This is a genomic window from Allobrachymonas wangyanguii (genome assembly GCF_045055315.1).
Taxonomy (GTDB): Bacteria; Pseudomonadota; Gammaproteobacteria; order Burkholderiales; family Burkholderiaceae_C; genus Brachymonas; species Brachymonas wangyanguii.
On the sequence record NZ_CP173677.1, the window covers coordinates 940,517 to 967,307 of the forward strand.

Here is a 26,791-nt window from a genome sequence, read left to right on the forward strand (position 1 = left end):
TATTTTTTAAGCAGATTCCATTGGTTCAGGGGGTACCGTGCGGTTCGTTCGCCTCGGTTGCTGGCGATTTCTTGAGAATCGCTATCATCTGCGCCCATGGGCCACCCAGCGGAATACCACTTTCATCGTATCCAGTCGGCAGCTTGCCGGTCGCAGTCTTGATGCTGTGACACTCGTGCGCCAGGCCCATCAGGTTGTCCATGCTGTTGTTGGTCGGATCACCGTCCACATGGTCAACATCCGTGCTCGGCGCACCACAGCCACAGCAGCACAGCGGATCACGCGCCAGGACAGCTTCGCGCAACTTCCTCCACGCCTTGCCGTTCAGCGCCAGCGTGCGGCCTGTCTCCAGTTGGCGTGCTTTGAGCGTCTTGGGTGCAAACAGTCTCATTTCGGCGGCTCCATCGGCTTGAACCGGTCGGACTTGATCGCGGGCAGGTTCTCCAGCTTGCGAACCTCGGCAATCGTCATCCATCCGGAATTGATGGCCTTCTCATAGAAGTTGGCACGGTTGGCGGCATCACCGCGCAACAAGCCTTCTGCACTGAATTCCGGGAAATAGATGCGCCTGCCTGCACTGCTCAACAGTTGGCGGCTGATAGCCCCCTCCCATGCGCTCATGTGGCGTTGCAGGGTGTGCGTGACAAACCAGCGGTTCATCTCCACGCTGTTGCTGAAGTTCGCATGGGTCAGATCACCGATCAGGACGGGCGGCACCTTGAACACGCGGGCCACCTCCTGCACGCTGAATTGACGCGCTGCAATCCACTCGGCATCTTCCAGCGTCATGCTCATGTGCTGGAAATTCGTACCGGCCTCCAGAACAGGAACACGGCCAGCATTCGCTGCACCGGCATATTGCGCCTGCCAGGATGCTTTCAGTGCTTCGCGCTGCTCGGGCTTCAGGACACCGGGGACATTCAACGTACCGGACAAGCGAGTACCGTTGTCGAAACTGGATTGACCGTGCTCCTGTTCGGACAGCGCCAGCTCGAACACGCCACGCGCTGCGGCAATCGGGGACAAGCCCACCAGCGGATCACCGCCAGCACGATGGCGCAGATGGAACACCTCATCAGGCAATAGCTTCTCGCTCCTGCCGTCAAGATTGATGTACTCGTACCCGGCAATCACATCCCCTTGGCGCTTGATGTTCACGCGCTCAGGGGCCAGCGGAAACAGGCTTCTCACCTGTCCGTCATGCCCTCGGGTGATGCGTGCATAGCCGTTGCCGTGCAGCAGCATGGATGCCGTCAGCCACTCGATGAATTCCTGCGCACTCTGGTACTCATTCGGCGCGTGATGCAGCACCGCGTACAAGGGATGCGAGTCGGCACGCTCGCGCTCGTCACCGTCGCGCTTGTACAGATGCAGCGGCAGGGAACCCACCGCCTCCGAGATCACGGACACAGCCGCATAGCACGCGGCAAGGGACTGCGCAGCATCTACTGTCACGGTACCTGTTCGCTTGGCAAGGAAGTCAGACCAGTACGGGTCAAAGCTTCGTTGCTCGATGCCCAGCAGGGACTTGATGCGGTTCATCATTTACACGTCTCCAGCCACATGCGGGCAGGTGTGCGAAGCTGCTTCATGCGCAGGGCCACCGATGTTTGCGGATAGGCAGGCCAGGACTGCACCACGGACACTTCGTGCAATTCCACCTCGCGCAGCTCGCGGGTGTCGCCTGTCCATACCTCATCTGCCGGAACGAAACCGAAGGACATGCCACCCAGATCGCCACGCGCTGCCAGGGCAGCAAGATCACGTCCGGCAGTGGTGTCCGGCAGCGTCAGCGTGAAGGCCAGACCGTGTGAATCTTCCGACAGCGCCAGCGTGCCGGACGATGTGCGACCCAGCACGGTCTTTGGATCATGGTCAGCCAGCGCCAGAACATCGCGGCCACTCTCCAGCGAACGGATGAAGGCACCGGGTGCAATGCGCTCGATGAAGTCACCCACACGGGTATCAGCGTTGAACACGGCGGCATAGCCGGTCAACGTGCGGCCACTGGCTTGCAGACCAGTCGCCATTCGGTGTTCGATGTTCGGCGCGGCCATGGCTTACACCACCAGGTCAGAAGCCAGCACGAAGGCTTCAGGACGGCGCACCACCGCATCAGCCGTCATCAGCGCACGCACCTGCACGGCACCACGGCTGTACGGGCCTTCTGCATACGGGTTCGCCAAAATCTGCACGGAGTCCCACACGCCAATCAGCAGTTGGCGGAAGTCACCCAGCAGGACTTGCCCGGTCGCACCGCTCAGCTTCATCTGGTTCGTGATCGCCACCGGCAGGTCAGCCATGCGGCCGCCTTCCATCAGGTAGCTGGAGCCGGCAGAAGCCGCTTTCAGCGTCGTGCGCAGCTTCGTGGCGCTCTGCGGCTCGGTAATCCAGGCGTTCGGCGTGATGTTCTTCAGCGCCAGCTTTTCCAGCAGCTCCTGCACAGCAGACCAGGACAGGGTCGCCAGCGTGCCGGTCTGGATGCCGGTCGTCTCCAGGATGCCCAGCGGCTCCTTGATGCCGTCACCCTCCAGCAGTGCCAGGTCAAACGCTTCGGCCATGACTTCGCTCATGTCGTTGCGCACCAGCGCTTCGATACTCGGGCTTGACTGTTGCAGCAGTTGACGGCTCAGCTCGGTGAGCGCACCGATGTGGCGCGGCTTCAGACCGATGGTGTCGAACGTCATGCCGCTTTCGCTCAGGGCATCACCTTCAGCGATCCAAGCGGCAGACATGCCAGTCTTGTGGCGCGGGATCACCACATCACCGCGCAGGCCGGTCAGCACCGTGGCACCAAGACCCTGCACCAGACGGCTGTTGCGCAGCGGCCCCACGAACAAATCCTGTCGGAAGTCCTCGGGCACGATGCCTTCAGCGGTCGTCGTGGTCTGCGCAGCGCGGCTCTCGAATGCGGACAGCGGCAGGTGAACACCACGTTTGCCGGTGCGGCGCTCGACCTCTGCCGAATATTCAGCCGTGGCACCAGTCAGGGCGCGGCTCTCCACTTGGGCATTGATCGCCTCGATGATGGACACGCCACCGGCCAGCTTCTGTTCGTGCTTGTCAGCACCCAGGGCGCGGCGCTCGGCATCTTGCAGATACAGGGCGCGTTCCTCTTGCGCCTCCAGCTTCTGCACTTCAGCCTTCAGGGCGTCAAAACGGGCAGTGTCGTCACTGGTCATCTCGGCCTTGTCGGCCAGGGTACGCATTTCTGCCACCAGGGCAGCGCGGCTTTCGCGCAAATCGTTCAGTTTCATGGGTTTCATTGCAATGAAAAGTTGAAGGTGCTTAAATTTTAAGCAATCTCTACCATAAACGCAACTCAGTTGCAATAGTGCGTCAGACGAAGAAAAGCCCGCACGGGGCGGGCTACGGCATCACTTCGGGTATTGCTGCACGAAGTAGTCAATCCATTCCTGCCGTTTGTCGGGCGGGATGGCGTGGCAGTCGTCGATCATTTGCTGGCGGGCGGCGTAGTCATCGTTCCAGTAGTCGCAGGCGCGGAGCGCGGCTGTCAGCAGCTCGTCCAGCACCGGGAACGGTTCGTTAGCCGGTTGCTGGCTAATGGCTAATTTGGCTATTCCGGCTAATTTGGCTAATTCGTCGGCGTTCTGTTTAGCCACATTAGCCACATTAGCCGCTTTAGCCGCGTAGCCAGCATTAGCCAGCACGCTATCAATGTTCAGTCGGAACATGGCCGAACCTCCCATGCAGTACCAGACTTGCGGATGTAGCCACGCTCGGCAAGCTCGTCCAGCAGCGGCATAAGCTGGTCTTTCTTGCGATGGCCGATGCTGCGCGGCGACTTCTGCAAGATCGTCGCCTGTTGCACCAGGCTGCCTTGTTCCTGCATCCACTCCAGCAGCGCACGCAGTTGCCCGTGCTGTTTGTCGGCCTGACTGGATCGTGTCAGGCGTACATGCTCGGTCAGGTAGTAGTTGGCAACCCTGATGCCGCCATCCATTGCGGTCGCGTCAATGCGGCCAGCGTCGGCACTGTCATACATCGCCAGCACACCGGCAATGCGCAGTGCATGTTCTGCCGTTTTGCTGGCAAATGCGCGTGCTCCCTCTAGCTCCCTGCCGGGTGCCTGCTCTACCTCTACAGCGTTGTAGAAAGCCGTCCAGGCTCGCATTGCGTCATCAGTCAGATGCAAGTCGCGCGGCTTCAGGGCAAACCCATCGCCATCCGGCCAGCAGTCTGGCGTGATTCGCAGCAGATCGGTAATCCGGGCGTTGAAGGCCACCACAGCGGGATCGTTGTAGGCGTTGACGTTCTTGAACATCCGGGTTCCTGCCAGCGTAGTAGGTTGCGCAATCAGGCACCGGGCCAGCATGCCTTGCCCACTGGCCAGCGGATCGCTCAAGAGCTGTCGCAGCAAGATAGGCTGCACCAGCAGGTGCATACTCATGCGGCGGTTCAGCAGCACGATATTGCCGAAGCCACTACGCAGCGCGTCGATGGTCGCACCGTCCCATGCCTTCAGGTAGAAGGCCAGTCCAGCGGCTTTTCGCTCGTCGCGCATGGAGTGCCCTCCGAGAGCTTCGCCACCTTCGGAGCTGAACACTCCGATATGGGACTGGCACATGAGTTGCTTTGTCAGCCCCTCCACAGTGGCATTGCTCGTTGTCAGGCAGGGCATGATCGGGCGCGGCGGGGTTTTGCCTTTCTCCCTGCTCGCCTCCTCCCATGCCTTCAGTTCCTCCTGAAACTTGCGGGCCTGCTCTTTGCGCAGCTCATCCACGGCGCTACAGGCAATGGCATCTACTGCGCTCTTGCGGTCGCCAGAGCTGGCAGAAGTCAAAATAAACAGGCTCAGGGGAACACGGGCACCGTAGGGCGCTACCACATTGGCATGCGGTTGCACGGCCAGGGCGGCGGCGGCGAGTACGCTGCCAGCGGCGATTGCATCAGGCGCTTGAACACCATGCGCAATTGCCCGTGCGGCTGCGCCCATGTTGTGCCCCATCGCATCGAATGGGAACGGGTCGGCCTGATTGGCGTCCTGTTCGGGCAGCGGGTTGAGCGTGGGCCAGTCAGACTTGCGTGCAATCGCTGCATCCAGCACGGCCACGGATTTTTCGAGTACGGCGCTCATGCGAATACCTCCGCGATGAACGTGATCCGGCTTGCTGCCTGCATCACGCGGTCAAGATCAATTTGGGTCAACTTCACGCCATGGGCGACATTGCCAGCGGCCACGGCCACCAGGTTTGCTTCAGCGGCGAGAATTTGCAGCGCGTCACGCGGCGGGATCGCAGTAGGGCGGCTCGGTGCGGGCCTGCCATCATCTACCCATGCGCCAATAGCCTTTGCAGCAGTCACAAAGTCAGTGCCGGTATCGGCCATCTCGTAGGCCAGTACGTCACCGCCTTTTGCACCACAGCCAGCCATGCATACGAATGCGCCGGTATGGGTGTTGATCCGCATGGAGTCGCTGCCACCATGGAAGCGGCATTCAGTAGTACGCCATTTGCCTTTGCCGTCCAGCTTCAGGCCGTGCGACTGGTAATAGCTCTCGGCGTCGGGGAGTCGGTCACGTTCAAAGCCCATGACGCACCCCCGGTACAGGCGTAGCTCCGCCTGCCTTGTCGGCATGTGTGGTCTGCATGGTAGTACCTCACTTACTCGGCCAGGGCTTCAGCGGCCAGACGCTCCTCGAGAGCGTCCAGGTCGGCCACGCGCCAGCCTACACAGCGGGCCGAGAACTTGATAGGTTTGGGGAATTTGCCGGACTGGACACCATCGCGCCAGGTGGTGCGTCCGATGCCGAAACGCTGCAATACTTGTTGCTCGCGCAGGACGGTCTGATGAATTTTGGCCTCGCTCATGGCAAGTTTTCCTTTCGTGAAGGTGGGATAACTTGCAGCTAGACCTACCTAATATGGTCTAATGGGGCCGTCCTCCACGGATGGCCTTTGCTGCAATCTTTGTTGCTAAGGTCGAGAAGCCCGCCCGCCAGCGGGCTTTTCACTTTTAGCGCCATGCGAACAAATATTTGTCCGTCTGGTAGTGCAATAGTAAGTTTTCCGGTTGATGGGTTTTTCTAGAAATCATGGGGATCTTTTAGAAACTTCTCGGGAATACCTTTGCCACTGTCCATAGAATTTTTCATCGCGTAGTAGTCAGCTCGTGCAGTCTCGTACGAAACGAAGTGCAGTACAGATTGCGCCCCTATCAACTTCGTGACGCTGGCTTGCGGGTTGCGATTGAGAGCATTGCGAACCCCGGCCCATATGTTGAATGCACGCATCCCCTTTGCAGTCATCATTTCTGTGGTCTTATCCCACGGCAGGTCCATGATGTCGCCCCATGGGGCGCCTTGAAGTGCCTTAAAGAGCTTGTCTGCAATATAGCCAGCCACCCACGGATCAATCTTTGAAGGATCACCGCCAGACTTGTAGTAGTTGCGACAATACAAGCCATAGACGCGGGCAGAGAATTCCTCCTTCTCGCTGTCACTGAGCTGATTGCTGCGGTACCGCTCAAAATATCCCTCAAAGTTGAAGTCAAGATTGAATAGGTCATCTGGCTCAACATCCCCCCACTGGTGGGTATCGCGGGTAACGTCCATCATGTCGCCCCCCTCGGCCTTACGAAGTCGGCCCACGTCTGCATCAGCTCGCGGCGCTTGTCCAGCATGTCGCCACGCCGATAAGCGGCCTCTACCTCGCTTTTAATCGCATGGGCCAGCGCCATTTCGGCCAGGTCACTAGGGCAATGGGTACGCTCGCTGCACCAGTCGCGGAAGGTCGATCGGAAGCCATGCGGCACATAGGGCAGTTGCTGGCGGCGCATCACAGCGGTCATGGCCATGTCTGAGAGCTGGCCCCCACGCGGCGCACCGAACACATAGGGCACACCGACGAAGATAGGCAGCGCCTTCAGTAGCTCGATGGCCTGAATACTCAGGGGTACACGATGCTCTTTACCGGCCTTCATGCGCTCGGCAGGGATCGTCCAAACCTTGCCGTCCAGGTCGATTTCGTCCCATGTTGCGCCTCGCACCTCGCCACTACGGGCAGCGGTCAGAATGGCAAATTCCAGCGCTTTTGCCGAGATGCCAGTGATCCCGGCCAGCGTCACCATGAATTGCGGGGTTTCGTCAATGGGCATTGCCGCGTGGTGCTGAACCTTCGCAATCTTTGATGGCTTCGGCAGCAGGTGGTCAAGATGCCCACGCCAGCGGGCAGGGTTGTCGCCCTTGCGGTATCCGGGCACAGTAGCCGCCGACAATATCTGCTCGATACGGCCACGCAGGCGGGCGGCAGTTTCAGTCTTTGTCGTCCAGATCGGGCGCAGCACCTCAAGTACATGCCGTGTCTCAATATCGGCCACGCTCATTTCACCGATCAGCGGATAGGCATAAGTCTCTAGCGTGCTGGCCCATTGGGCGGCGTGCTTTGCGTTGCGCCATTCAGCCGCATGTGCGTCGATATAGGCGATGGCGCATTTTTTGAAGGTGGGGACAGTCTCTGTCTTGCGGCGCAGCCGGGCCGCTTTGCGCTCCTGCACCGGGTCAATACCCTCGATGGCTTGCTGGCGGGCTTGCCGTGCTTTCTCGCGGGCTTGGGCCAGCGTCACATCGTCGAAGCCTCCCAGCCCCATTTCGCGGCGCTTGCCGTGAACGGTCACACGCACAATCCACGAACGGGCACCGGCATCACTCACGTATAGGTACAGGCCGGGGACACCGCCTACAGCGTGCATGCCCGGTTTCCTGATCCTGCCGACAACGAGAGCTGATAGCTCCTTAGCGCGTAATCCCACCTTGCCCCTCCATCTATCCCACCGTGAAATGGCGGATTGAAGTCAATTCTAGCGGCCCTTGGCGGACAAAAAAAGCCGCTTCAATTAGCGGCTTCAGAGGGGATTTGTACTTTAGCGGGCAATCAATGGTGGGATTGAAAACCTACGGCTGGCGGAAGCGGTGAGATTCGAACTCACGGACCCTTGCAGGTCGGCGGTTTTCAAGACCGCTGGATTAAACCACTCTCCCACGCTTCCGGAAGCCTGCCATTGTACGGCAATCCTGGCATCAGAAGCGCCTTGTTCACCACTCCGGCTCGCCCGTGGCATAACTCTGCTGCCCCTCGGTAATCGAATCGAGCTGGAAGCGCTGGCTATCCACAAACAGCCAGGTATCGGTATAGGTCACGCCAGCGCCGCCCGGAGCCGGAAACGGCGATGCCGCCTGCACCAAGCGGTTTGCCAGCTGCACCACCTCGGGCGCGTGGTCTGGCCGTCGGCGCCAGCGGATGCCCTGAACGCGGCCATTGCCGCCGATGCGGACTTCCATGATGGCAATTGCATGCAGCATGGGCGGTAGCTGGCCGTGGTAAACGTTGCCGGGATTGCGCAGGTACAGGTGTTGCGCGGCGCGCCGGCGATACGCCATGTCCTGCGGGCCGCGTGCGCCACCCCCGCCAATGCTGATGCCGCAACCAGCCAGCACCATGCCGGCAAAAGCACCCAGGGCGCCGGTCAGGCGCACCAGCAGGCGGCGCTCCTGATTCGGGGAGTCGCTGGCAGCGGGAGAAGAGGGCAGGGACATGGCAGCTCCTGGCAGCAAGGACATGCCGCTATCCTAGCCCAAGTTGTCAGGCCGGGTTGACGGGCGTCTGCAGCACCGGCTGGTCAACGCGGCGCTGCGCCATCTCTGCGCCGGCCTGTTCCAGCACCTCGGCACCCATGCCGGGAAATACCGCGGGATAGGCGTGCAGCTCTTCCAGTTCGATATGTGACTGGTACATGTGGGCAAAGCGCAGGCACAGCGTTTCCTGGGCTAGCAGCGCGGCGGCATCGCCTTCGGTCAGCTGTACCAGCAGCGGTCGCAGTTCGGCCCAGGCCTGATCCAGATCCTTGTGCTGGCGCAGGATGTTCTCGGCCATGTGGATCTGCGAGGGATCTCCGCTTGCCAGCATGCGCGGTACCAGGTGGCGCTCCTCGTCTTCATGGTGGTGCGGCCCGGCCATGTCGAAGTAGCGGATGATGTCGGCGGCGGCGCGACGTGCCTGTTCGTCGGCACCGTTCTGGTTGGCATGCGCATGCAGGCGCAGCAGCAGGGCGCACATGCGCTGCACGCGCTGGTGGCAGGCCAGCAGCATGGATTCGGGATCTTCGAAAGTCGCGGGTTTCTGTTGTCCGGGCTCAGTCAGCTGCACGGGTTTCATGACGTATCTCCAGAAAATGTCTAAACATTGTCACCCATCGTCTTCCCGTTTGACGATTCCCCGGATGGTGGAGGGTGTTTACAGTTTTTTGCATTTTTTGTGACGCAGCACAGGGTATGCCCTGAGCAGGAAAAATCGCTGTCGCCTTTAACCTGAAGGCCTCGGTCAGTGGACTGGAAATGCACCAGCCAACGGCTTCATCCGATACCAGCGAGTACAGATGCCAGCCGTCGATGAGATGTGGCGAATCTCCTGACCTCCATGCCTGAACCATGCCCGCGCAAGCCGGCATGGTTTTTTCTTGTCCATGCTGCCTGCGGAACTTCTGCCCCAATGGGATAATCTCATGCAGTACAGGTGCCCCTGTCGGGCACAGCAAGGAATATCCGCATGAAAGTCTCTGTCGTCTCCTCTGCCTTGATCGCCGCCGGTCTGCTGCTGGGCGTGGCACAGGGTGCGCACGCTTCCGAGGCGCTGGCCCGGTCCAAGAACTGCCTGTCCTGCCACACCGTCAACAAGCGCGTCGTCGGCCCCTCGTACAAGGACATCGCCATCAAGTACAAGGGCCAGGGTGCCGAAGCCGCCCTGGCGCAAAAGATCCGTGCCGGTGGCTCCGGCAGCTTTGGCAGCATCCCGATGCCGGCCAGCCCCAACGTCTCCGAGGCCGAGGCGCAGCAGCTGGCACGCTGGATCCTGTCACTCTGATGTGCTGCCTGCCGGGCGCATGGCCTGCGCCTGGACAATCAGTGGATACAGCTCTTCATGCAGCGTGGTCACGCTGCCAATAATCAGCAGGGCAGGCGATACCAGGCGCTCGTCCTGCAGCGCCTGTGGCAATTCGCCCAGCGTGGTGTGCACGATGTGCTGCTGCGGCGTGGTCGCGCTGGAGACGATCGCCATGGGCGTATCGGCGGCATGTTCGCCGTGCTCCATCAGTTCGGCGGCAATACGCGTGGCTTCACCCAATCCCATATAAATCACCAGAGTGGATTCGGCACTCAGCAGCCGGATCCAGTCCAGCTTTGCCGCTCCGTCATCCATGCGGCGGTGACCGGTGACAAAGCTCACCATCTGTGCATGGTCACGGTGCGTCAGCGGAATGCCGCTGGCCGCAGCTGCGCCCATGGCGGCGGTCACGGCCGGCACTACCTCGCAGGGAATGCCGGCAGCCGCCAGCTCCTGCATCTCTTCGCCACCGCGGCCAAAAATGAACGGATCGCCACCCTTGAGTCGCACCACGCGCCGTCCCAACCGTGCCTGCGCCACGATCAGGCGATTGATCTCCGCCTGGGGCAGCGTGTGCCGGCTGGAACGCTTGCCGACGCAGATGCGCTCGCAGTTCTTCGGCAGCAGCGCCAGGATCTCCGGTGAGACCAGCAGGTCGTACAGCACCACATCGGCCTGCTGCAGGCGCTGCAGCGCACGCACCGTCAACAGGTCGGCGGCGCCAGGACCGGCACCGACCAGGCTGACGGGATAAAGAGGGGGAGGGGAGGCTTGCATGGGTACTGCCGGAAGCGGGAAAAGTGCCTAGTGTAAACAGCTTCGGCGAGGCTTCCGGCTGCCATCTCCTGCGGCATTGTGTCTGTCGGCACAGATTGTGGCGCTAGCAGCATAAAATCAAGGCATTACCAAGATAAACCAACCGAGGCGCAGCATGAGTATCAAGAGCGACAAGTGGATCCGTCGCATGGCAGAACAACACGGCATGATCGAGCCGTTCGAGCCCGGCCAGGTGCGTTACGCTGCCGATGGCCAGAAGATCGTCAGCTATGGCACCAGCAGTTATGGCTACGACATCCGTTGCGCGCCCGAATTCAAGGTCTTCACCAATATCCATAGCACCGTGGTGGATCCGAAGAATTTCGACGAAAAAAGCTTTGTCGATATCCATAGCGATGTCTGCATCATTCCGCCCAACAGCTTTGCGCTGGCGCGCACGGTGGAGTATTTCCGCATTCCGCGCAATGTGCTGACGATTTGTCTCGGCAAGAGCACCTATGCGCGCTGCGGCATCATCGTCAACGTGACGCCGTTCGAACCCGAATGGGAAGGCTATGTGACGCTGGAATTCAGCAACACCACACCGCTGCCGGCCAAGATTTACGCCGGCGAAGGCTGCGCCCAGGTGCTGTTCTTCGAAAGCGATGAAGTCTGCGAAACCTCGTACAAGGATCGTGGCGGCAAATATCAGGGTCAGATCGGCGTGACACTGCCCAAGACCTGATCACGCTGCGGTCCTGCAACAGCTGCAGGAAAGCGCTGACAGCCATGCGCAGCCGAATCGCGCATAATCCGCCAAAATCCCCGATTGCGGGGCATGGAACAGGGAGTACAGCATGAAATGGGAAGGCAACCGCCAATCAGGCAATGTGGAAGACCGCCGTAGCCAGCGTGGAGGCGGTGGCATTTTTGGTGGCCGCAGTATCGGCATTGGTACCATCGTGCTGGCGATTCTGGGTTTCGTGTTTTTTGGCGTAAACCCGCTGACCACGATTGGCGTGCTGTCCGGATCGGGCTCGCCGCAGGTGCAGCAGCCGGCACCGGCGCCGCCGGCCAATGACCCGCAGGGCGCGTTTGTCTCTACCGTGCTGGCCGATACCGAAGATGTCTGGAACCAGCTGTTCCAGCAATCGGGTGGCCGCTACCAGGAGCCGCGCCTGGTGCTGTACCGTGGCGTGACCCCCACGGCCTGTGGCACCGGCCAGTCGGCCATGGGCCCGTTCTACTGCCCGGGCGACCAGAAGGTCTACCTGGACCTGGACTTTTTCAACACGCTCAAGCGTGACCTCGGTGCCGATGGTGAATTCGCCCAGGCCTACGTGATTGCCCACGAAGTGGCACACCATGTGCAGAATCTGTTGGGAATTACCGACAAAGTAGATGCCATGCGCGGCCGTATCAGCGAAACTCAGATGAACGCCCTGAGCGTGCGCCTTGAACTGCAGGCTGACTGCCTGGCCGGTGTCTGGGGTCATCATGCGCACAAGTCGCGTCAGATCCTCGAAAACGGAGATATTGAGCGCGCCATGAACGCAGCGGCTAAAATCGGGGATGACGCCATCCAGAAGCGCAGCCAGGGCTATGTGGTCCCGGACAGCTTCACGCATGGTTCCAGCGCGCAACGCGTCCGCTGGTTTACCACCGGCATCCAGACAGGCTCGGTACAAGCCTGCGACACGTTCAACGCCAGCAGTCTCTGATCAGGCTGCTGCCAGCGTCCTACGCGCCAAGGTGCTACCCGCACCTTGGCTATCAGGCTTTGTGCCTGCCGTCTATTTGAGACACATCCTGCATGACAGAAAACGCTACCATCGCCTACGCCCAGCTTCCCCTGGCAGAACCCATCCAGCGCGCCGTTGCCGAGATGGGCTATGTCCAGACCACGCCTATCCAGGCCCAGGCCATTCCCGTGGTACTGGCTGGTCAGGACGTGATGGGTGCGGCCCAGACTGGTACCGGCAAGACGGCGGCGTTCTCGCTGCCGCTGCTGCAGCGCCTGCTCAAGCACGACAACACGTCGGCATCGCCGGCGCGCCACCCGGTGCGCGCACTGGTGCTGCTGCCCACGCGTGAGCTGGCCGACCAGGTGGCGCAGCAGATCAAGCAGTATGCCCAGTACACCAATCTGCGCTCCGCCGTGGTGTTTGGCGGCATGGACATGAAGCCGCAGACTGCCGAGCTGAAGAAGGGCGTCGAGGTGCTGGTGGCCACGCCAGGTCGCCTGCTGGACCATATCGAGGCGCGCAACTGCGTGCTCAACCAGGTCGAGTACGTGGTGCTGGACGAGGCCGACCGCATGCTGGATATCGGCTTCTTGCCGGACCTGGAGCGAATTCTCGGCTATCTGCCGAAGCAGCGCACCACGCTGTTGTTCTCGGCCACCTTTTCCAACGATATCAAGCGTCTGGCCGGCAGCTATCTGCAGAATCCGGTCACGATCGAGGTGGCGCGTTCCAACGCCACCGCCTCCACCGTGGAGCAGCGCTTTGTCCGCGTCAATAGCGATGAGGACAAGCGCCCGATGCTGGCGCAGCTGATCCGCCAGAACGAGGTCAAGCAGGCCTTTGTCTTTACCAACAGCAAGCTCGGTTGTGGCCGGCTGGCACGTGCGCTGGAACGCGACGGCTTCAAGACCGCGGCCCTGCATGGCGACAAGAGCCAGGACGAGCGCCTGAAGGCGCTGGAAGCGTTCAAGGCTGGCGAGGTCGACTACCTGATCTGTACCGATGTGGCCGCGCGTGGCCTGGACATCAAGGACGTGCCGGCGGTGTTCAACTATGACCTGCCGTTCCACGCCGAAGACTATGTGCACCGCATTGGCCGTACCGGCCGCGCTGGCGCCGAAGGCCTGGCGATCAGCCTGGTCGGCAATGCCGATGGCAAGCATGTGGCAGAAATCGGCAAGCTGACCAACCAGAAGATCCAGCCGCTCGAGATTGCGCTGGAAGCGCGTGGTGGTCGAGGCTCGCGCGGTGACTATCCGTCGCGTGCTGAGGGTGGCGAGCGTCGCCGCGAGCCGCGCCGCAGCCACGACGAGCGCGAACCGCAGGGCGATCGCTATCGTCGTGCGCCCAAGCTGGTCGATCCCTTCTTTGACAAGCCGTATGAGGCTTCAGCGCGCAGCGAGTCGGCCTCTTGGGAAAAGGCCGAGCCGCGCAGCCCGGTCACGCGTCCGGGTGCCAGCGCCAATATCCGTCCCAAGCGGTCCATGGCAGCGCTGTTCAAGCCGGCCGCACCGCGTAGCGAGGACAGCCAGGAAGGCTGAAGCCGGTGGCGCTCAGAACTCGGCGCTGCTGTGACTCTGTACCTGGACGATGCGTCCAGGACGGCCCGGCGGCAGGATTTCCACTGCCGTCAGTTCGCCACCCCAGACAGCTCCCGTATCAAGCGACAGCAGGTTGTGGCGCTTGACCAGGCCAAGCGCCGACCAGTGGCCGAAGGCCACCAGCGTGTCCATGGTGCAGCGCAGCGGATGGGCAAACCACGGGATCAGGTGCTCCGGCGCTTCATCCAGCCCACGCTTGTGGTGGAAATCCATATGCCCCTCCACATCCAGGAAGCGGATGCGCGTCAGCGTATTCACGATCACGCGCGCACGATCCATGCCTTGCAGCCGGTTGTTCCAGCGGTCCGGCACGTTGCCGAACAGGTTGCCGAGGAAGGATTGCCAGTGAGCATCCTGCAGTTGTTCGCTGATTTCGTTGGCACAGGACAGGGTTTGCGCGGCATCCCAGCCTGGCTGTACACCGGCGTGCACCATCAGGCAGCCGTGCGCCTGCATGGCCAGCGGCTGGCACCGCAGCCAGTCGAGCAGGATGGCGGCATCGGGCGCATGCAAGATCTCCAGCAGGGTATCGCGCCGGCCCATCGGGCGTATACCCTGGGCTACGGCTAGCAGGTGGATGTCGTGGTTGCCGAGCAGGCAGTGCACGCTGCCTTCGAGCTGCATCATGCGACGCAGCACGCCAACCGAATCCGGGCCACGGTTGACCAGATCACCCAGCACGTACAAGGTGTCGCGGCTGGGGGAGAAATCGAGGGCCTGCAGCAAGTCTTCGAAAGCCTGGTGGCAGCCCTGTATGTCGCCAATACAGTATATTCCCATGATGACTTGCATTATCCAATGAACTGATGGACCTTCTGATCATCATTTTCCTGACCCTGCTCAATGGCATTTTTGCCATGTCCGAGCTGGCCATTGCCTCCAGCCGCAAGGCGCGTCTCGAAGCCATGTCGGCTGCCGGCGATGCCGGAGCTGCATCTGCACTCAACCTGATGGCGAATCCGACCCAGTTCCTGTCCACGGTGCAGGTCGGCATTACCTCGATCGGCGTCCTCAACGGTATCGTTGGTGAAGCGGCGTTCAGCCCGATCGTGGCCGAATGGCTGCGTGGACTGGGCACGCCTGAATCGGTATCCTCGATACTGGCGACCACGCTGGTGGTCACCGTCATCACCTTTACCACCATCATTTTTGGCGAGCTGGTGCCCAAGCGCATTGGCCAGCTCTACCCGGAAGCCGTATCGCGCTGGATTTCCCGCCCCATGGCCGGACTGGCGCGGCTGACCAAGCCCTTTGTCTACCTGCTGTCCACCACCACCCAGGCCGTGCTGCGCATGCTGCCGATCGACACCACGGTGACGCACCGCGTGACCGAGGAAGAACTGGCTGCCAGCCTGGAAGAGGGCGTGGATGCCGGCCTGATCGAGGAGCAGGAGCACCGCCTGGTGCAGAACGTGCTGGGGCTTGATGACCGTCTGCTGTCGTCCATCATGGTGCCGCGCAGCGATATCGTCTGGCTAGATGCCGAGATGACGGCGGCGCAGGCGCATGAACGCCTCACGCAAGGTGCCACGCCCGAGAAGTTCGTGCATGCCCACTCCTGGTATCCGGTCTGCAAGGACGGCGAGCTTGATCACGTGGTGGGCGTGGTCAGCATGGGCCGCATCCTGCAGGTGGTGCGCACCGACAGCACGCGCACGCTGGAGTCGTTTGCCAAGCCGGCCGTGTTTGTGCCGGAAACGCTCACCGGCATGGAGCTGCTGGAGCAATACCGCAGCCATGTTGGCCGCATGGTGTTCGTGGTGGATGAATATGGCGAAATCCAGGGCCTGCTGACGCCGCGTGACCTGCTGGAAGCGATTACCGGTGAATTGCAGCCGGCGCTGCATGAAGTGGCCTGGGCATTGCCCCAGGTCGATGGCAGCTGGAAACTGGATGGCATGATTCCCGCCAGCGAATTGAAGGCGCGTCTCGACATCGAGGATCTGCCGGATGAAGACAAGGCGCATTACAACACGCTGGCCGGATTGCTGATGTTTGTTTCCGGCAGCCTGCCGGTAGAGGGGCAGGTCATCAACTGCGCTGGCTGGGATTTCGAAGTCCTGAAGCTGGTTGGCAAGCGTGTGGAATGGGTGATGGCGCGTAAATCTCCGGAAACAGATTGATGCGAGTTTCTTTTTAACAGCGCTTTTTTTGCTCCTATAATTGATTCCGTTGGATACACGTGTATCTGTCTTTTCCTTATCAGGAGTTGAAATGGAATCTCTGCAAGCACTCATGCAGCAAAAGGAAGCGCTGGAGCTGAAGATCCAGCAAGCGCGCAAGGAGCAGACTGCTGCTGCCGTGGCGCAATGCCGTGAACTGATTGCCCAATACGACCTGACCGAAGCCGACCTGTTCGGTGGCCGCACCCGTGCCCGCGCTGGCTTGACTGCTGGCAGCAAGGTCGCTCCCAAATACCGCGATCCCGCTACCGGTGCCACCTGGACCGGCCGCGGCAAGCCGCCGAAGTGGATCCAGGACAAGAACCGCGATGATTATCTGATCTGACCGTCTGAATGTCTCATGAAAACGCCATGCATCTGCATGGCGTTTTTTTATGGGCCAATGCCAAAAATGGCAGGGACTTTGGCGGGCAATACGGGAGGTGATTGTCGGTGGCGCGACACTGTTGCAGAAAGGATACCCATGCTGGCCAAGGTTAATCCGTGTGCCACGCACAACACCATATCGGGAGAGAGCGTGCGCAATACCTGCTCCAGCATCACGGCGTTGCGATAAGGCGTTTCAATCCACAGTTGGGCCTGACCAGTTTTGCGTGCAACATTCTCCAATTCACGCAAACGTTTCTCGCGCGCCGTGTTATCCTGCGGCAAATAGCCGATAAATGCGAAATTCTGGCCATTCAGGCCGCTGGCCGCCAGAGCCAGCAATATCGAACTGGGGCCGGACAGTGGCACTACCTGAATGCCGGCTTCATGCGCGGCGCGTACCAGCGACGATCCTGGATCGGCGACGGCCGGCATGCCGGCTTCGCTGGCCAGACCCATGTCATGGCCTTGCAGCGCAGGCTGCAGCAGTTGCAGCGCTTCCTGCTTCCAGGAGCGGGTGGACCCGCCAGCGTGGTCGCCTTTCTTGTGCATGTCGCGTGGCAGCACGCTGATCTGCAGTTCCTGCAGCGCATGTTGCAACGGTGCCACTTCATCCACGCGCTTGAGCAACTGGCGCAGCGTCTTGGCGTTTTCGCAGGCCCAGTACTGCAGGCCGGCCATGGCCTGCAGCGTGCCCGCCGGCAGCACATCGGTGATAGCTGGCAGCGGTGGCTCGCAGCCAAAATCCAGCGGTGCCGGGCAGAGGAACAGGTGGCCGGTGCGGCTCATGCACGCGCTCCGGTCAGCAGCGGCACGCCGGCGGCGCGCAACATGCTGCAGGTCTTGATCATCGGCAGGCCGATCAGCGCGGTCGGGTCATCGTTCTGGATGCGTGCCAGCAGGGCGATGCCCAGGCCTTCGCTCTTGGCGCTGCCGGCGCAGTCGTAGGGCTGCTCCAGGCGCAGATAGGATTCGATCTCCTCGTCACTCATGCCGGTATCGACATCGCGGAAAGTGACGCTGACCTGCGCCACATCGACCTCGGTGTGCTGGCGTGCCAGGCAGACCACGGCGACCGCGGTATGGAACACCACGGTCTGGCCGCGCATGGCGCGCAGCTGGGTCACGGCGCGATCGTGCTGCAAGGGTTTGCCCAGCGATTTGCCATGCAGGTCCGCCACCTGGTCAGAGCCGATCACCACGGCATCGGGATGCAGCTCGGCCACGGCACGCGCCTTAGCTTCGGCCAGGCGGCGTGCCAGCTGGCGCGGCTGTTCGTCGGCAAACGGGGTTTCGTCCACCTGGGGCGAGATCGTCTCAAAGGGAATGCGCAGGCGCTGCAGCAGTTCGCGGCGATAGGGCGAGGTGGAAGCAAGGATGATGTAGGGGAAGACAGCGTCGGACATGGCAGATTCTTTTACACTGTGGGCATGGCTACGGACAAACAACAGGGCGGATCACGCGCAGCGCCGCCATTTTCAGCGCGGCATCTGGACATCACGGCATTTGCCGAGGCTGGCGCGCGCCTTGCCGAAGAGACGGTATTGTCGCATTACCCGCGGCTGGCCGATGTGGTGCAGGACGGCGATCAGATGACGCCGGTGCGCTGGCAGGCGCAGGGCAGCATGGTGCCGGTGCTCGGCGGCAGTCCGGAAATCTGGCTCGAACTGGAGGCCGAGGCAGAGTTGCCGATGCAGTGCCAGCGCTGCCTGGAGCCGATGCGCCAACGCCTGGAAATATCGCGCCGTTTCCGTTTTGTACAGGATGAGGCCACGGCCGAAATGCTGGATGACGAACTGGAAGATGATGTACTCGTCATCAGCCGCGACTTTGACCTGCAGGCCCTGATCGAGGACGAGCTGCTGATGGAGCTGCCGGTGGCGCCACGTCATGAGGTTTGCCCGCAGGCGCCGCGCATGCAGGTGCAAACAGCAGATTTCCGCGAGGAAGAAGCCGAGAAGCCGAATCCGTTTGCCGCCCTCGAGGCGCTGAAAAAACCGAAGTCCTGAGCAGGGGCGTGGCGTGACTGGCACACACTGACTTGTCGCTGCCGCATAAATTCAGCTATAATCTTTCTCTTACTGCCGATCTGGTTCGTCCGGTATCGGCAAACTGCAGGCAAAAACGCCCGGGATCGCGAGGGTCCGGCCATGATCACATGGCGCATGGCGCAGTCATGCCGGCAAACCCCGTTATTCCATTCAACTTTTTCAGAGGAGCGGACCATGGCCGTTCAGCAAAACAAGAAATCTCCTTCCAAGCGCGGCATGCACCGTTCCCACAACGCCCTGACGGCACCCAACGTCGTCACGGAGCCGACCACCGGTGAACTGCACCTGCGCCACCACATCAGCCCCAACGGTTTCTACCGTGGCCGTCAGGTGCTGAAGAACAAGTCCGAAGCCTGATTCCAGGTCTGATGACAGGGCCCGACGCTCTTGCAGCCTCGGGCTTTTCTTTTTCTGGCGCGGTAGCTCAAAGATGACGGATTCAACGCAAGCGGTGACCCTGGCAGTCGATTGCATGGGGGGCGATCATGGCGTGGCGATTACCTTGCCCGCCTGTGTGCGTTTTCTGGAGTCCCATCCTGATGTCCAGCTGCTGCTGGTTGGTCAGCCTGAGGTGCTCGAGGCGCAGTGGGGCCGGACCAAGGGGGCCGCCGCCGTCAAGTCGCGAACCCGCATTGTGCCGGCGACCGAGGTCGTCACCATGGATGATCCGGTCGAGGTGGCACTGCGCAAGAAAAAGGATTCGTCCATGCGCGTGGCGATCCTGCAGGTCAAGGACGGCCTGGCGCAGGCCGCCGTATCGGCTGGCAATACCGGCGCCCTGATGGCCGTGGCGCGCTATGTGCTCAAGACCATTCCCGGTATTGACCGTCCTGCCATTGCCACGCAGATGCCCAATGGGCAGGGCGGTGCCACCACGGTACTGGATCTGGGTGCAAATGTGGACTGCACGCCCGAGCACCTGCTGCAGTTCGGCATCATGGGCTCGGCCCTGGTGTCGGTGCAGCTCAACAACCAATCTCCCACGGTCGGCCTGCTGAATATTGGCGAAGAAGCGATCAAGGGCAGCGAAGTGGTCAAGAAGGCCGGCGAGCTGCTGCGCACAGCGGGCAACGCCGGCGTGCTCAACTTCTACGGCAACGTCGAGGGTAACGACATCTTCAAGGGCACCACCGATATCGTTGTCTGTGACGGCTTTGTTGGCAACGTGGCGCTCAAGGCCAGCGAGGGTCTGGCGTCCATGGTAGCCAACCTGCTCAAGCAGGAGTTCTCGCGCAATATCTTCACCAAGCTGATTGCCGTGGTCGCCTATCCGGTGCTGGCCAGCTTCAAGCGTCGCGTCGACCACCGTCGCTACAACGGCGCGGCACTGCTGGGCTTGCGCGGCCTGGTGTTCAAGAGCCACGGCTCGGCCGACGAGGTGGCGTTCAGCTATGCGCTCGAGACCGCCTACGAAGCCGCCAGCCACGCGTTGCTGACACGCGTGGAACAGCGCATTGCCAAGGCGGCAACGCTGCAGTGGCCGCAGCAGGAAGCCGCTGCGCATTGAAGCATGCGGCTTCCGGCTGGTGCGCGGCCCGCCGGGCGGCGCTAGAATGATCCACTATTCCGTCATGGGTGCCCAGCCTGGCTGGCAGTGACGGCGATTTTTTCGAGATCAGAACATGCCCTTGTTTTCCCGTATCACCGGTACCGGCAGCTACCTGCCCCCCCGTCTCGTGACCAACCAGCAGCTGGTAGAACAGCTGGCTGCGCGTGGCGTCGAGACTTCCGACGAGTGGATCGTCGCGCGTACCGGCATCCGTGCCCGTCATTTTGCCGATGAGGGCACATATAGCAGCGATCTGGCGGTGGAGGCTGCACGCAAGGCGCTGGCCGCTGCGGGTGCCACGGCGGACGAGGTCGACCTGATCATCGTCGCCACTTCCACGCCCGACATGGTGTTTCCGTCAACCGCCAGCATCGTGCAGCACAAGCTTGGCATTGCCGGCTGCCCGGCGTTTGACGTGCAGGCGGTCTGCACCGGCTTCATCTATGCCCTGACCACGGCTGACGCCATGATCCGCAGCGGCATGGCGCGCAAGGCGCTGGTGATCGGTACGGAAATCTTCTCCCGCATCCTCAATTTTGATGACCGCACCACCTGCGTGCTGTTCGGTGATGGCGCCGGCGCCATCGTGCTGGAAGCCGGCGAGCAGCCCGGCATCCTGGCGACCGACCTGCATGCCGACGGCAGCTACCGCGAGATCCTGCAGGTGCCGGGTCATGTCTGCGGCGGCGAGATCATGGGCAGCCCGCTGCTCGAGATGGATGGCCAGGCGGTGTTCAAGCTGGCCGTTGGCCTGCTCGAAAAAACGGCAAGCGCCGTGCTGGCCAAGGCCGGCATGGAAAAAGAACAGATTGATTGGCTGGTGCCACACCAGGCCAATATCCGCATCATGATGAGTACCGCGCGCAAGCTGCGCCTGCCGGCCGAAAAAGTCATTGTCACGCTGGAAGAGCAGGGCAATACCTCGGCTGCCTCGATCCCGCTGGCGCTCGATGCCGGCGTGCGCTCGGGCCAGATCCAGCCGGGCCAGATCCTGCTGCTGGAAGGCGTGGGCGGCGGTTTCACCTGGGGCTCCGTACTGGTCAAGTACTGATTTTTCATCCTGGCGTGTAGTCTTGCCAGGCATCTTCCTGCCTGCCGGCGGCCCAAGGGCGCCGGCACCATTTCCTGTTTGAATCACATGACGCAATTCGCATTTGTTTTCCCCGGCCAGGGTTCGCAATCCGTTGGCATGCTCGATGCCTGGGGTGACCACCCCGCCGTGACCGAGACCCTGAAAGAAGCTTCTGACGCCCTTGGCGAAGACGTGGCTCGCCTGATCCAGGAAGGCCCGAAGGAGGCGCTGGCGCTGACCACCAATACCCAGCCGGTGATGCTGGTGGCAGGTGTGGCCGCCTACCGCGCCTGGCTGGCCGAAGGCGGCCCGAAGCCGGCGGTCGTGGCCGGTCATTCGCTGGGCGAATATTCCGCGCTGGTGGCCTCTGGCGTGCTGACACTGGCCCAGGCCGCGCCGCTGGTGCGTTTCCGCGCCCAGGCGATGCAGGAAGCCGTGCCGGTAGGCGAGGGTGCCATGGCCGCGATCCTGGGTCTGCCGGCGGACCAGGTCGCTGTCGGCTGCGCCCAGGCGATGCAGGAAGTGCCCGGTGAAATCGCCGAGGCAGTCAACTTCAACGATACCGCGCAGACCGTGATTGCCGGCAGCAAGGCCGGTGTCGAGCACGCCTGCAAGGTGCTCAAGGACATGGGCGCCAAGCGGGCACTGCCGCTGCCGGTGTCGGCACCGTTCCACTCCAGCCTGATGAAGCCGGCGGCGGAGCGCCTGCGCGAGAAGCTGGCCGCCACCGAGCTGGCAGCCCCCACGATCCCGGTGGTCAACAACATCGATGTGGCCGTCGAGAGCGATCCGGCGCGCATCCGTGATGCCCTGTACCGCCAGGCCTTCGGCCCGGTGCGCTGGGTCGAGTGCGTACTGGCGATCCAGGCGCGCGGCATCAACCACGTACTGGAATGCGGCCCCGGCAAGGTGCTGGCCGGCATGAACAAGCGCATTGACGGCACCATTGCCAGCGCAGCCGTATTCGATCCGGCCAGCCTGGCCGAAGCGCGCAGCCTGCTGGAACAAGCGGCCTGAGCCCCACGAAGAGACAAGGAGTCCATGACATGACGAGTTCTACCCCCCGTATTGCCCTGGTGACCGGTGCCTCACGCGGCATTGGTGCCGCCATTGCCCAGGAGCTGGCGCAGGCTGGCTGCCTGGTGATTGGCACCGCTACCAGCGACAAGGGCCGTGACGGCATCAACCAGGCGCTGGCCGCCTTCCCCGGCTGCCGCGGCGCCGTGCTGGACGTGAATGACCTGGCATCGGTCGATGCGCTGATTGCCGAGATCCTCAAGGAACATGGTGCGCTGCACGTGCTGGTGAACAACGCCGGCATCACGCGCGACATGCTGGCCATGCGCCTGAAGGACGAGGACTGGGACGCCGTGCTCGACACCAACCTGAAGGCGGTATTCCGTGTCAGCCGCGCCGTCATCAAGCCGATGATGAAGCAGCGCCATGGCCGGATCGTCAGCATCACCAGCGTGGTCGGTGCTTCCGGCAACCCGGGCCAGGCCAACTACGCGGCCGCCAAGGCGGGCGTGGCCGGCATGACGCGTGCCCTGGCACGTGAACTGGGCAGCCGTGGCATCACCGTCAACTGCGTGGCGCCGGGCTTTATCGCCACCGACATGACGGCCGAACTGGGCGAAGAGCAGCAGAAGGCGCTGATGGCGCAGATCCCCATGGGCCAGCTGGGCGCGCCGCAGGACGTGGCACGCGCAGTGGCCTTCCTGGCGGCTGCCGACAATGGCTATATCACCGGTCAGGAACTGCACGTCAACGGCGGCATGTTCATGGCCTGATAAGATATCATCCATGCAGGCGCGGGAGCCGATTAATGGATTTCCCGGCAGTCTGTGAAAAATCCCGTCAAACGGATAGAATCACCACCTGTTTACCACTAACCAAGATAGAGATAACCATGAGCGACATCGAAGCACGCGTCAAGAAGATCATTGCTGAACAACTGGGCGTTGAAGAAGCGCAAGTGACCAACGAAAAGGCTTTCGTGGCTGACCTGGGCGCTGACTCCCTGGACACCGTTGAGCTGGTGATGGCCCTGGAAGACGAATTCGGCATCGAAATCCCCGATGAAGACGCCGAGAAGATCACCACGGTGCAAAACGCCATCGACTACGCCAAGGAGCACCAGAAGGCCTGATCCGCCTCTGACCCGGCCGGCCGCGGCGGATGATTCCGCCAGGGCTGGCCAGCCGGGGCTCTTTCTCATGGCGCTCATGCACGGGTTTGCCGAGTGGCTGGCTTCAGTCTGCTGTCGGCAGCCAGTGATGGGCGCCAAGTTGTTTGTATTGTTGACCGTCTGCAAGCGCACCGGCCTGTTGGCTGGTGCTTGCAGGCACTAGCGCGAGAACTGCCATGACCCGTCGTCGTGTCGTGATTACTGGCCTGGGGTGCGTGACGCCCGTGGGCAACACCGTCAGTGAATCCTGGACCAACCTGCTGGCTGGTCGCTCCGGCATTGGCCGCATCACCCGCTTTGATGCCTCGGCCTTTGCCTGCCAGATTGCCGGTGAAGTCAAGGGCTTCGAGCTGGACAAGTACCTGTCCAGCAAGGAAGCACGCACCATGGACACCTTCATCCACTATGGCCTGGCTGCGTCCCAGGAAGCCGTCGAGGATGCCGGCCTGCCGACGGGTGAGGCGCTGTCGCCGGAACTGGCCGAGCGCATCGGTTGCGTCATGGGCTCCGGCATTGGCGGCCTGCCGCTGATCGAGGACACGCACGCCGAGTACATGCAGCGCGGCCCGCGCCGCATCACGCCGTTCTTTGTGCCGGCCTCCATCACCAACATGGTGGCGGGCCAGGCGTCCATGCGCTTTGGCTTCAAGGGCCCGAACCTGGCCATCGTCACGGCCTGTACCACCGGCCTGCACTGCATCGGCCAGGCGGCACGTCTGATCGAATACGGTGATGCCGACGTGGTGCTGGCTGGCGGTTCCGAATCGACCGTGAGCCCGCTGGGCATTGGCGGTTTCGCTGCCATGCGCGCGCTGTCCACCCGCAACGACGATCCCGAAGCCGCCAGCCGTCCCTGGGACAAGGGCCGTGATGGCTTCGTGCTGGGCGAGGGTGCCGGCATGATGGTGCTGGAAGAGTACGAGCATGCCAAGGCACGCGGCGCCAGGATCTACGCCGAAGTCGCCGGCTTCGGCATGAGCGGTGACGCCGGTCACATGACCGCGCCCAATATGGACGGCCCGCGCCGCGCCATGCTGGCCGCCCTGAACAATGCCGGCATCAACGCCGACCAGGTTGACTACCTGAACGCGCACGGGACGTCCACGCCGCTGGGCGACGTCAACGAGTGCAACGCCATCAAGGCGGCGCTGGGCGACCACGCCTACAAGATGGTGGTCAGCTCCACCAAGAGCATGACTGGCCACCTGCTGGGTGGTGCCGGTGGCGTCGAGAGCGTGTTCACCGCGCTGTCCGTGTACGAGCAGAAAGTGCCGCCCACCATCAACCTGAACGACCAGGATCCGGACTGCGATCTGGACTTCTGCGCCAATACCGCACGCGACCTGAAGATCGACGTGGCCGTGAAGAACAACTTCGGCTTTGGCGGCACTAACGGCACCCTGGTGTTCAAGCGCGTCTGATCGCGCGGCCGGCCTGCTGTGCGCATGTGCGCCGGCAGGCCTGATCGATTCCCATGAGTAGCACCCGACGCCCGCCTGCCATGCAGTATCCGGTCAGCACCGATCCGGCGCTGGCAGCCGGGCTGTTGCTGTTGGGCATGACGGTTGCCAGCGTGTTGGCCAGCTGGCGTCTGGGCTGGCAGAACGCCCCTGATTGGCTGGGTATTGTCTGGGCACTGGCCTGGGCCTGGCTGTTGCTGATGGCCTGGCGTGGCTGGCACTGGTACCGGCGCCTGCCGCAGGGCTGGTTGCACTGGACCGGCGAGCACTGGTCCTTCAAGCCCTTGTCGGCTCCGCGCGGCCAGCAGCAACTGCAGACGGCGCCGATCGACGAACAGAAAGCATCCGACACCCCGCTCCCGCAGGCCTGGCAATGCCGTATCGCACTGGATCTGCAGTGGGGCATGCTGGTGCGCCTGCATGGCGTGCCGCGTGCGCCGGCCCAGTGGCTATGGTTGCGCAATGTCATGGCACCGGCCGACTGGGCGCTGCTGCGCGCCGTGCTGCACTGGTCGCAGCGCAGCCAGCCGGCTGATGGGGAGCGCCGGTGAGCGAATCGGACACCAAGCCGGAGATCGTGCGTACGCCCGAGCAGCAGGTCGACTGGGCGCTGGTGCAACGTACCCTGGCCGGCGACCAGAAGGCCTTTGAACTGCTGGTGATCAAGTACCAGAAGCGCATCGAGCGGCTGGTGGCGCGCATGGTGCGCGACGTGGACCTGATTCCCGATATCACCCAGGAAACCTTTATCCGGGCCTACAAGGCGCTGCACCAGTTTCGTGGCGAAGCGCAGTTCTATACCTGGCTGCACCGGATTGCCATGAATACGGCGCGCAAGGCGCTGCTGGACCTGAAGCGCCAGCCGATCACGGCGACGGCATTGCAGCCGTCCGATGCAGAAGAAGATGAAACTTTCTTGCGCCAGCATGAACCAAGTACGGAAGAAACGCCTGAAGCCCTGCTGGCGGCCAAGGAAATCGCCCAGATGGTGAACCTGGCCATGGAGCAGTTGCCCGAAGATCTGCGCCGCGCCCTGACGCTGCGCGAGATTGATGGCCTGTCCTATGACGAGATTGCCGAACTGATGGATTGTCCGATCGGAACGGTGCGCTCCCGCATCTTCCGTGCCCGCGAAGCGGTGGCAGCCAAGATCCGGCCGCTGCTGGAGCACCGCAGCGGCAAGCGCTGGTAGTCAGGCAAAGGATGGAATCATGACGAGCGAGCGCACCCCAATCATTTCTGCTTCCCTGCCGGAAACGGCCACCATGGCCCAGGCCTTGTCGGCCTGGATGGATGGCGAGCCGCTGCCTGACGGCGTGGACGAAACGCTGTTGCTGGACTGGCTGGGCACGCAGGAGGAAGGACGCGACTGCTGGGACTGCTGGCAGCAGCTGGGCGAACAGCTGCGCCATGACGAGATCTCGCAATCGCCTGGCGATAGCGTTGGTGGCAGCGCCTGGATGCAGCAGCTGCAGCAGACATTGGCACAGACGGAAGCCTGCAGCCTGCAGGAAGATGTGCTGCAACAGGAGCAACCGTACAAGGTCACGCCGCCGGCCCTGCCCAGGATGGACTCCGTGCGCATGCTGCCGCGCAAGGCCGCGAACGAGGGCGTCTGGCGCTGGAAGCTGGCAGCCGGCTTTGCCTCGGTGCTGGCGGTGGCCGCGCTGGGCTGGAACCTGGTCGGCCTGCAGCAGCACGACCCAGCCAATGCCCAGGGGCAAGTGCTGGCTGCGGTCCAGATGCCGCCGCCTGCCGTGGTGGCCACGGCACCGGCCGCATTGCCGGCTGACCCGCTGCAGGAGGCGCTGGACCAGGACACCCAGGCCATGCTGCAGGCGCATGCCCAGTTTGGCGACTATGCGCTGCTGGGCGATGGCGCCAGCATGAGCACGGTCAGCTATACGCAGTGAGCAGGAGG

At 62.2% G+C, this 26,791-nt stretch carries 34 protein-coding genes and 1 tRNA gene; 17 read left to right on the forward strand and 18 right to left on the reverse strand.

Going from position 1 to position 26,791, the window contains the following annotated elements; genetic code table 11:
- Positions 1–25 precede the first annotated feature (25 nt).
- The 13 genes from ACI3EV_RS04430 to ACI3EV_RS04490 all read right to left on the reverse strand — a co-directional run bounded on the left by ACI3EV_RS04430 (position 26) and on the right by ACI3EV_RS04490 (position 9,173).
- Positions 26–391: an HNH endonuclease signature motif containing protein gene (locus tag ACI3EV_RS04430; RefSeq protein ID WP_337690709.1), complete on the reverse strand. Its 366-nt coding sequence runs from the start codon at positions 389–391 to the stop codon at positions 26–28.
- On the reverse strand, positions 388–1,545 hold the full coding sequence (locus tag ACI3EV_RS04435; protein ID WP_337690706.1) for a phage portal protein: 1,158 nt from the start codon (positions 1,543–1,545) through the stop codon (positions 388–390). Before ACI3EV_RS04435 ends, ACI3EV_RS04430 begins: the two co-directional genes overlap by 4 nt.
- Positions 1,542–2,057, reverse strand: a complete 516-nt coding sequence (locus ACI3EV_RS04440; RefSeq protein ID WP_337690705.1) for an HK97 family phage prohead protease — start codon at positions 2,055–2,057, stop codon at positions 1,542–1,544. The genes ACI3EV_RS04435 and ACI3EV_RS04440 overlap by 4 nt, the downstream gene beginning before the upstream one ends.
- 3 nt (positions 2,058–2,060) lie before the next feature.
- Positions 2,061–3,257, reverse strand: coding sequence for a phage major capsid protein (locus ACI3EV_RS04445; protein ID WP_337690702.1), 1,197 nt, complete (start codon positions 3,255–3,257; stop codon positions 2,061–2,063).
- A 120-nt stretch (positions 3,258–3,377) separates the two neighbouring features.
- The gene (locus ACI3EV_RS04450; RefSeq protein WP_337690700.1) at positions 3,378–3,695 is read right to left on the reverse strand and encodes a hypothetical protein; all 318 of its coding nucleotides are present in this window, start codon (positions 3,693–3,695) and stop codon (positions 3,378–3,380) included.
- The gene (locus ACI3EV_RS04455; RefSeq protein ID WP_337690698.1) at positions 3,683–5,098 is read right to left on the reverse strand and encodes a YfjI family protein; all 1,416 of its coding nucleotides are present in this window, start codon (positions 5,096–5,098) and stop codon (positions 3,683–3,685) included. Before ACI3EV_RS04455 ends, ACI3EV_RS04450 begins: the two co-directional genes overlap by 13 nt.
- Entirely contained in the window at positions 5,095–5,553 is a 459-nt protein-coding gene (locus ACI3EV_RS04460) for a hypothetical protein (RefSeq protein WP_337690696.1), read from the reverse strand. The genes ACI3EV_RS04455 and ACI3EV_RS04460 overlap by 4 nt, the downstream gene beginning before the upstream one ends.
- 71 nt (positions 5,554–5,624) lie before the next feature.
- A complete protein-coding gene (locus tag ACI3EV_RS04465; protein ID WP_337690695.1) occupies positions 5,625–5,831 on the reverse strand; it encodes an AlpA family phage regulatory protein in 207 nt (68 codons plus the stop codon).
- 215 nt (positions 5,832–6,046) lie between these two features.
- Positions 6,047–6,577 carry a hypothetical protein gene (locus ACI3EV_RS04470; RefSeq protein ID WP_337690693.1) on the reverse strand — a complete coding sequence of 177 codons (531 nt, stop codon included), beginning with the start codon at positions 6,575–6,577 and terminating at the stop codon, positions 6,047–6,049.
- Entirely contained in the window at positions 6,574–7,710 is a 1,137-nt protein-coding gene (locus ACI3EV_RS04475; protein ID WP_337690691.1) for a phage integrase central domain-containing protein, read from the reverse strand. The genes ACI3EV_RS04470 and ACI3EV_RS04475 overlap by 4 nt, the downstream gene beginning before the upstream one ends.
- A gap of 209 nt (positions 7,711–7,919) precedes the next feature.
- Positions 7,920–8,007, reverse strand: a tRNA-Ser gene (locus tag ACI3EV_RS04480).
- 46 nt (positions 8,008–8,053) lie between these two features.
- The gene (locus tag ACI3EV_RS04485) at positions 8,054–8,554 is read right to left on the reverse strand and encodes a hypothetical protein (protein ID WP_329770139.1); all 501 of its coding nucleotides are present in this window, start codon (positions 8,552–8,554) and stop codon (positions 8,054–8,056) included.
- Between the two features lie 46 nt (positions 8,555–8,600).
- Positions 8,601–9,173, reverse strand: a complete 573-nt coding sequence (locus ACI3EV_RS04490; protein ID WP_329770140.1) for a hemerythrin domain-containing protein — start codon at positions 9,171–9,173, stop codon at positions 8,601–8,603.
- Positions 9,174–9,563: 390 nt separating this feature from the next.
- On the opposite strand from ACI3EV_RS04490, the gene ACI3EV_RS04495 reads away from it, so the two are divergent.
- Positions 9,564–9,878 carry a c-type cytochrome gene (locus ACI3EV_RS04495; RefSeq protein ID WP_329770141.1) on the forward strand — a complete coding sequence of 105 codons (315 nt, stop codon included), beginning with the start codon at positions 9,564–9,566 and terminating at the stop codon, positions 9,876–9,878.
- Here ACI3EV_RS04495 and cobA read toward each other — a convergent pair.
- Positions 9,870–10,676, reverse strand: a complete 807-nt coding sequence (gene cobA / locus ACI3EV_RS04500; RefSeq protein WP_329770142.1) for a uroporphyrinogen-III C-methyltransferase — start codon at positions 10,674–10,676, stop codon at positions 9,870–9,872. The two genes, ACI3EV_RS04495 and cobA, sit on opposite strands and share 9 nt — an antisense overlap.
- A 154-nt stretch (positions 10,677–10,830) precedes the next feature.
- On the opposite strand from cobA, the gene dcd reads away from it, so the two are divergent.
- From dcd to ACI3EV_RS04515, 3 genes are all read left to right on the forward strand, one after another.
- Positions 10,831–11,400 (forward strand): dCTP deaminase, encoded by a 570-nt coding sequence (gene dcd / locus ACI3EV_RS04505; protein ID WP_329770143.1) that lies wholly within the window; start codon positions 10,831–10,833, stop codon positions 11,398–11,400.
- 112 nt (positions 11,401–11,512) lie between these two features.
- Positions 11,513–12,376 carry a neutral zinc metallopeptidase gene (locus tag ACI3EV_RS04510; RefSeq protein ID WP_329770144.1) on the forward strand — a complete coding sequence of 288 codons (864 nt, stop codon included), beginning with the start codon at positions 11,513–11,515 and terminating at the stop codon, positions 12,374–12,376.
- A 92-nt stretch (positions 12,377–12,468) separates the two neighbouring features.
- Positions 12,469–13,941, forward strand: a complete 1,473-nt coding sequence (locus ACI3EV_RS04515; protein WP_329770145.1) for a DEAD/DEAH box helicase — start codon at positions 12,469–12,471, stop codon at positions 13,939–13,941.
- 12 nt (positions 13,942–13,953) lie between these two features.
- Here ACI3EV_RS04515 and ACI3EV_RS04520 read toward each other — a convergent pair whose 3' ends face one another.
- A complete protein-coding gene (locus ACI3EV_RS04520; RefSeq protein WP_337690688.1) occupies positions 13,954–14,781 on the reverse strand; it encodes a symmetrical bis(5'-nucleosyl)-tetraphosphatase in 828 nt (275 codons plus the stop codon).
- A gap of 26 nt (positions 14,782–14,807) precedes the next feature.
- Between ACI3EV_RS04520 and ACI3EV_RS04525 the strand changes: the two genes are divergently transcribed.
- Positions 14,808–16,124 (forward strand): hemolysin family protein, encoded by a 1,317-nt coding sequence (locus ACI3EV_RS04525; protein ID WP_329770147.1) that lies wholly within the window; start codon positions 14,808–14,810, stop codon positions 16,122–16,124.
- 91 nt (positions 16,125–16,215) lie between these two features.
- Positions 16,216–16,509 carry an H-NS histone family protein gene (locus tag ACI3EV_RS04530; protein WP_329770148.1) on the forward strand — a complete coding sequence of 98 codons (294 nt, stop codon included), beginning with the start codon at positions 16,216–16,218 and terminating at the stop codon, positions 16,507–16,509.
- 47 nt (positions 16,510–16,556) lie between these two features.
- Here ACI3EV_RS04530 and ACI3EV_RS04535 read toward each other — a convergent pair whose 3' ends face one another.
- The 3 genes from ACI3EV_RS04535 to ACI3EV_RS04545 form a co-directional block, all read right to left on the reverse strand.
- The gene (locus tag ACI3EV_RS04535; RefSeq protein ID WP_337690685.1) at positions 16,557–17,339 is read right to left on the reverse strand and encodes an SAM-dependent methyltransferase; all 783 of its coding nucleotides are present in this window, start codon (positions 17,337–17,339) and stop codon (positions 16,557–16,559) included.
- Entirely contained in the window at positions 17,336–17,956 is a 621-nt protein-coding gene (locus tag ACI3EV_RS04540) for a Maf family nucleotide pyrophosphatase (protein ID WP_337690683.1), read from the reverse strand. The genes ACI3EV_RS04535 and ACI3EV_RS04540 overlap by 4 nt, the downstream gene beginning before the upstream one ends.
- 182 nt (positions 17,957–18,138) lie before the next feature.
- A complete protein-coding gene (locus ACI3EV_RS04545) occupies positions 18,139–18,369 on the reverse strand; it encodes a hypothetical protein (protein ID WP_405198037.1) in 231 nt (76 codons plus the stop codon).
- Between ACI3EV_RS04545 and ACI3EV_RS04550 the strand changes: the two genes are divergently transcribed.
- From ACI3EV_RS04550 to ACI3EV_RS04600, 11 genes are all read left to right on the forward strand, one after another.
- Positions 18,269–18,559 carry a YceD family protein gene (locus ACI3EV_RS04550; protein WP_405198038.1) on the forward strand — a complete coding sequence of 97 codons (291 nt, stop codon included), beginning with the start codon at positions 18,269–18,271 and terminating at the stop codon, positions 18,557–18,559. The genes ACI3EV_RS04545 and ACI3EV_RS04550 overlap by 101 nt on opposite strands.
- Before the next feature lie 216 nt (positions 18,560–18,775).
- Positions 18,776–18,958 carry a 50S ribosomal protein L32 gene (rpmF, locus tag ACI3EV_RS04555; protein ID WP_018714170.1) on the forward strand — a complete coding sequence of 61 codons (183 nt, stop codon included), beginning with the start codon at positions 18,776–18,778 and terminating at the stop codon, positions 18,956–18,958.
- A 73-nt stretch (positions 18,959–19,031) separates the two neighbouring features.
- Positions 19,032–20,108, forward strand: a complete 1,077-nt coding sequence (gene plsX, locus ACI3EV_RS04560) for a phosphate acyltransferase PlsX (RefSeq protein WP_329770152.1) — start codon at positions 19,032–19,034, stop codon at positions 20,106–20,108.
- Positions 20,109–20,223: 115 nt separating this feature from the next.
- Positions 20,224–21,201, forward strand: a complete 978-nt coding sequence (locus ACI3EV_RS04565) for a beta-ketoacyl-ACP synthase III (RefSeq protein ID WP_337690682.1) — start codon at positions 20,224–20,226, stop codon at positions 21,199–21,201.
- Between the two features lie 87 nt (positions 21,202–21,288).
- Entirely contained in the window at positions 21,289–22,239 is a 951-nt protein-coding gene (gene fabD, locus ACI3EV_RS04570) for an ACP S-malonyltransferase (protein ID WP_337690679.1), read from the forward strand.
- A gap of 29 nt (positions 22,240–22,268) precedes the next feature.
- The gene (gene fabG / locus ACI3EV_RS04575) at positions 22,269–23,012 is read left to right on the forward strand and encodes a 3-oxoacyl-ACP reductase FabG (protein ID WP_337690678.1); all 744 of its coding nucleotides are present in this window, start codon (positions 22,269–22,271) and stop codon (positions 23,010–23,012) included.
- Positions 23,013–23,131: 119 nt separating this feature from the next.
- Positions 23,132–23,371, forward strand: coding sequence for an acyl carrier protein (acpP, locus tag ACI3EV_RS04580; protein WP_018714165.1), 240 nt, complete (start codon positions 23,132–23,134; stop codon positions 23,369–23,371).
- Positions 23,372–23,586: 215 nt separating this feature from the next.
- A complete protein-coding gene (gene fabF / locus ACI3EV_RS04585) occupies positions 23,587–24,831 on the forward strand; it encodes a beta-ketoacyl-ACP synthase II (protein ID WP_337690676.1) in 1,245 nt (414 codons plus the stop codon).
- 53 nt (positions 24,832–24,884) lie between these two features.
- Complete coding sequence (locus tag ACI3EV_RS04590) at positions 24,885–25,421, forward strand: hypothetical protein (RefSeq protein WP_329770157.1); 537 nt, start codon at positions 24,885–24,887, stop codon at positions 25,419–25,421.
- Positions 25,418–26,062 carry an RNA polymerase sigma factor RpoE gene (rpoE, locus tag ACI3EV_RS04595; RefSeq protein WP_405198039.1) on the forward strand — a complete coding sequence of 215 codons (645 nt, stop codon included), beginning with the start codon at positions 25,418–25,420 and terminating at the stop codon, positions 26,060–26,062. The genes ACI3EV_RS04590 and rpoE overlap by 4 nt, the downstream gene beginning before the upstream one ends.
- Before the next feature lie 19 nt (positions 26,063–26,081).
- Positions 26,082–26,783, forward strand: coding sequence for a hypothetical protein (locus ACI3EV_RS04600; RefSeq protein WP_329770158.1), 702 nt, complete (start codon positions 26,082–26,084; stop codon positions 26,781–26,783).
- Positions 26,784–26,791 lie beyond the last annotated feature (8 nt).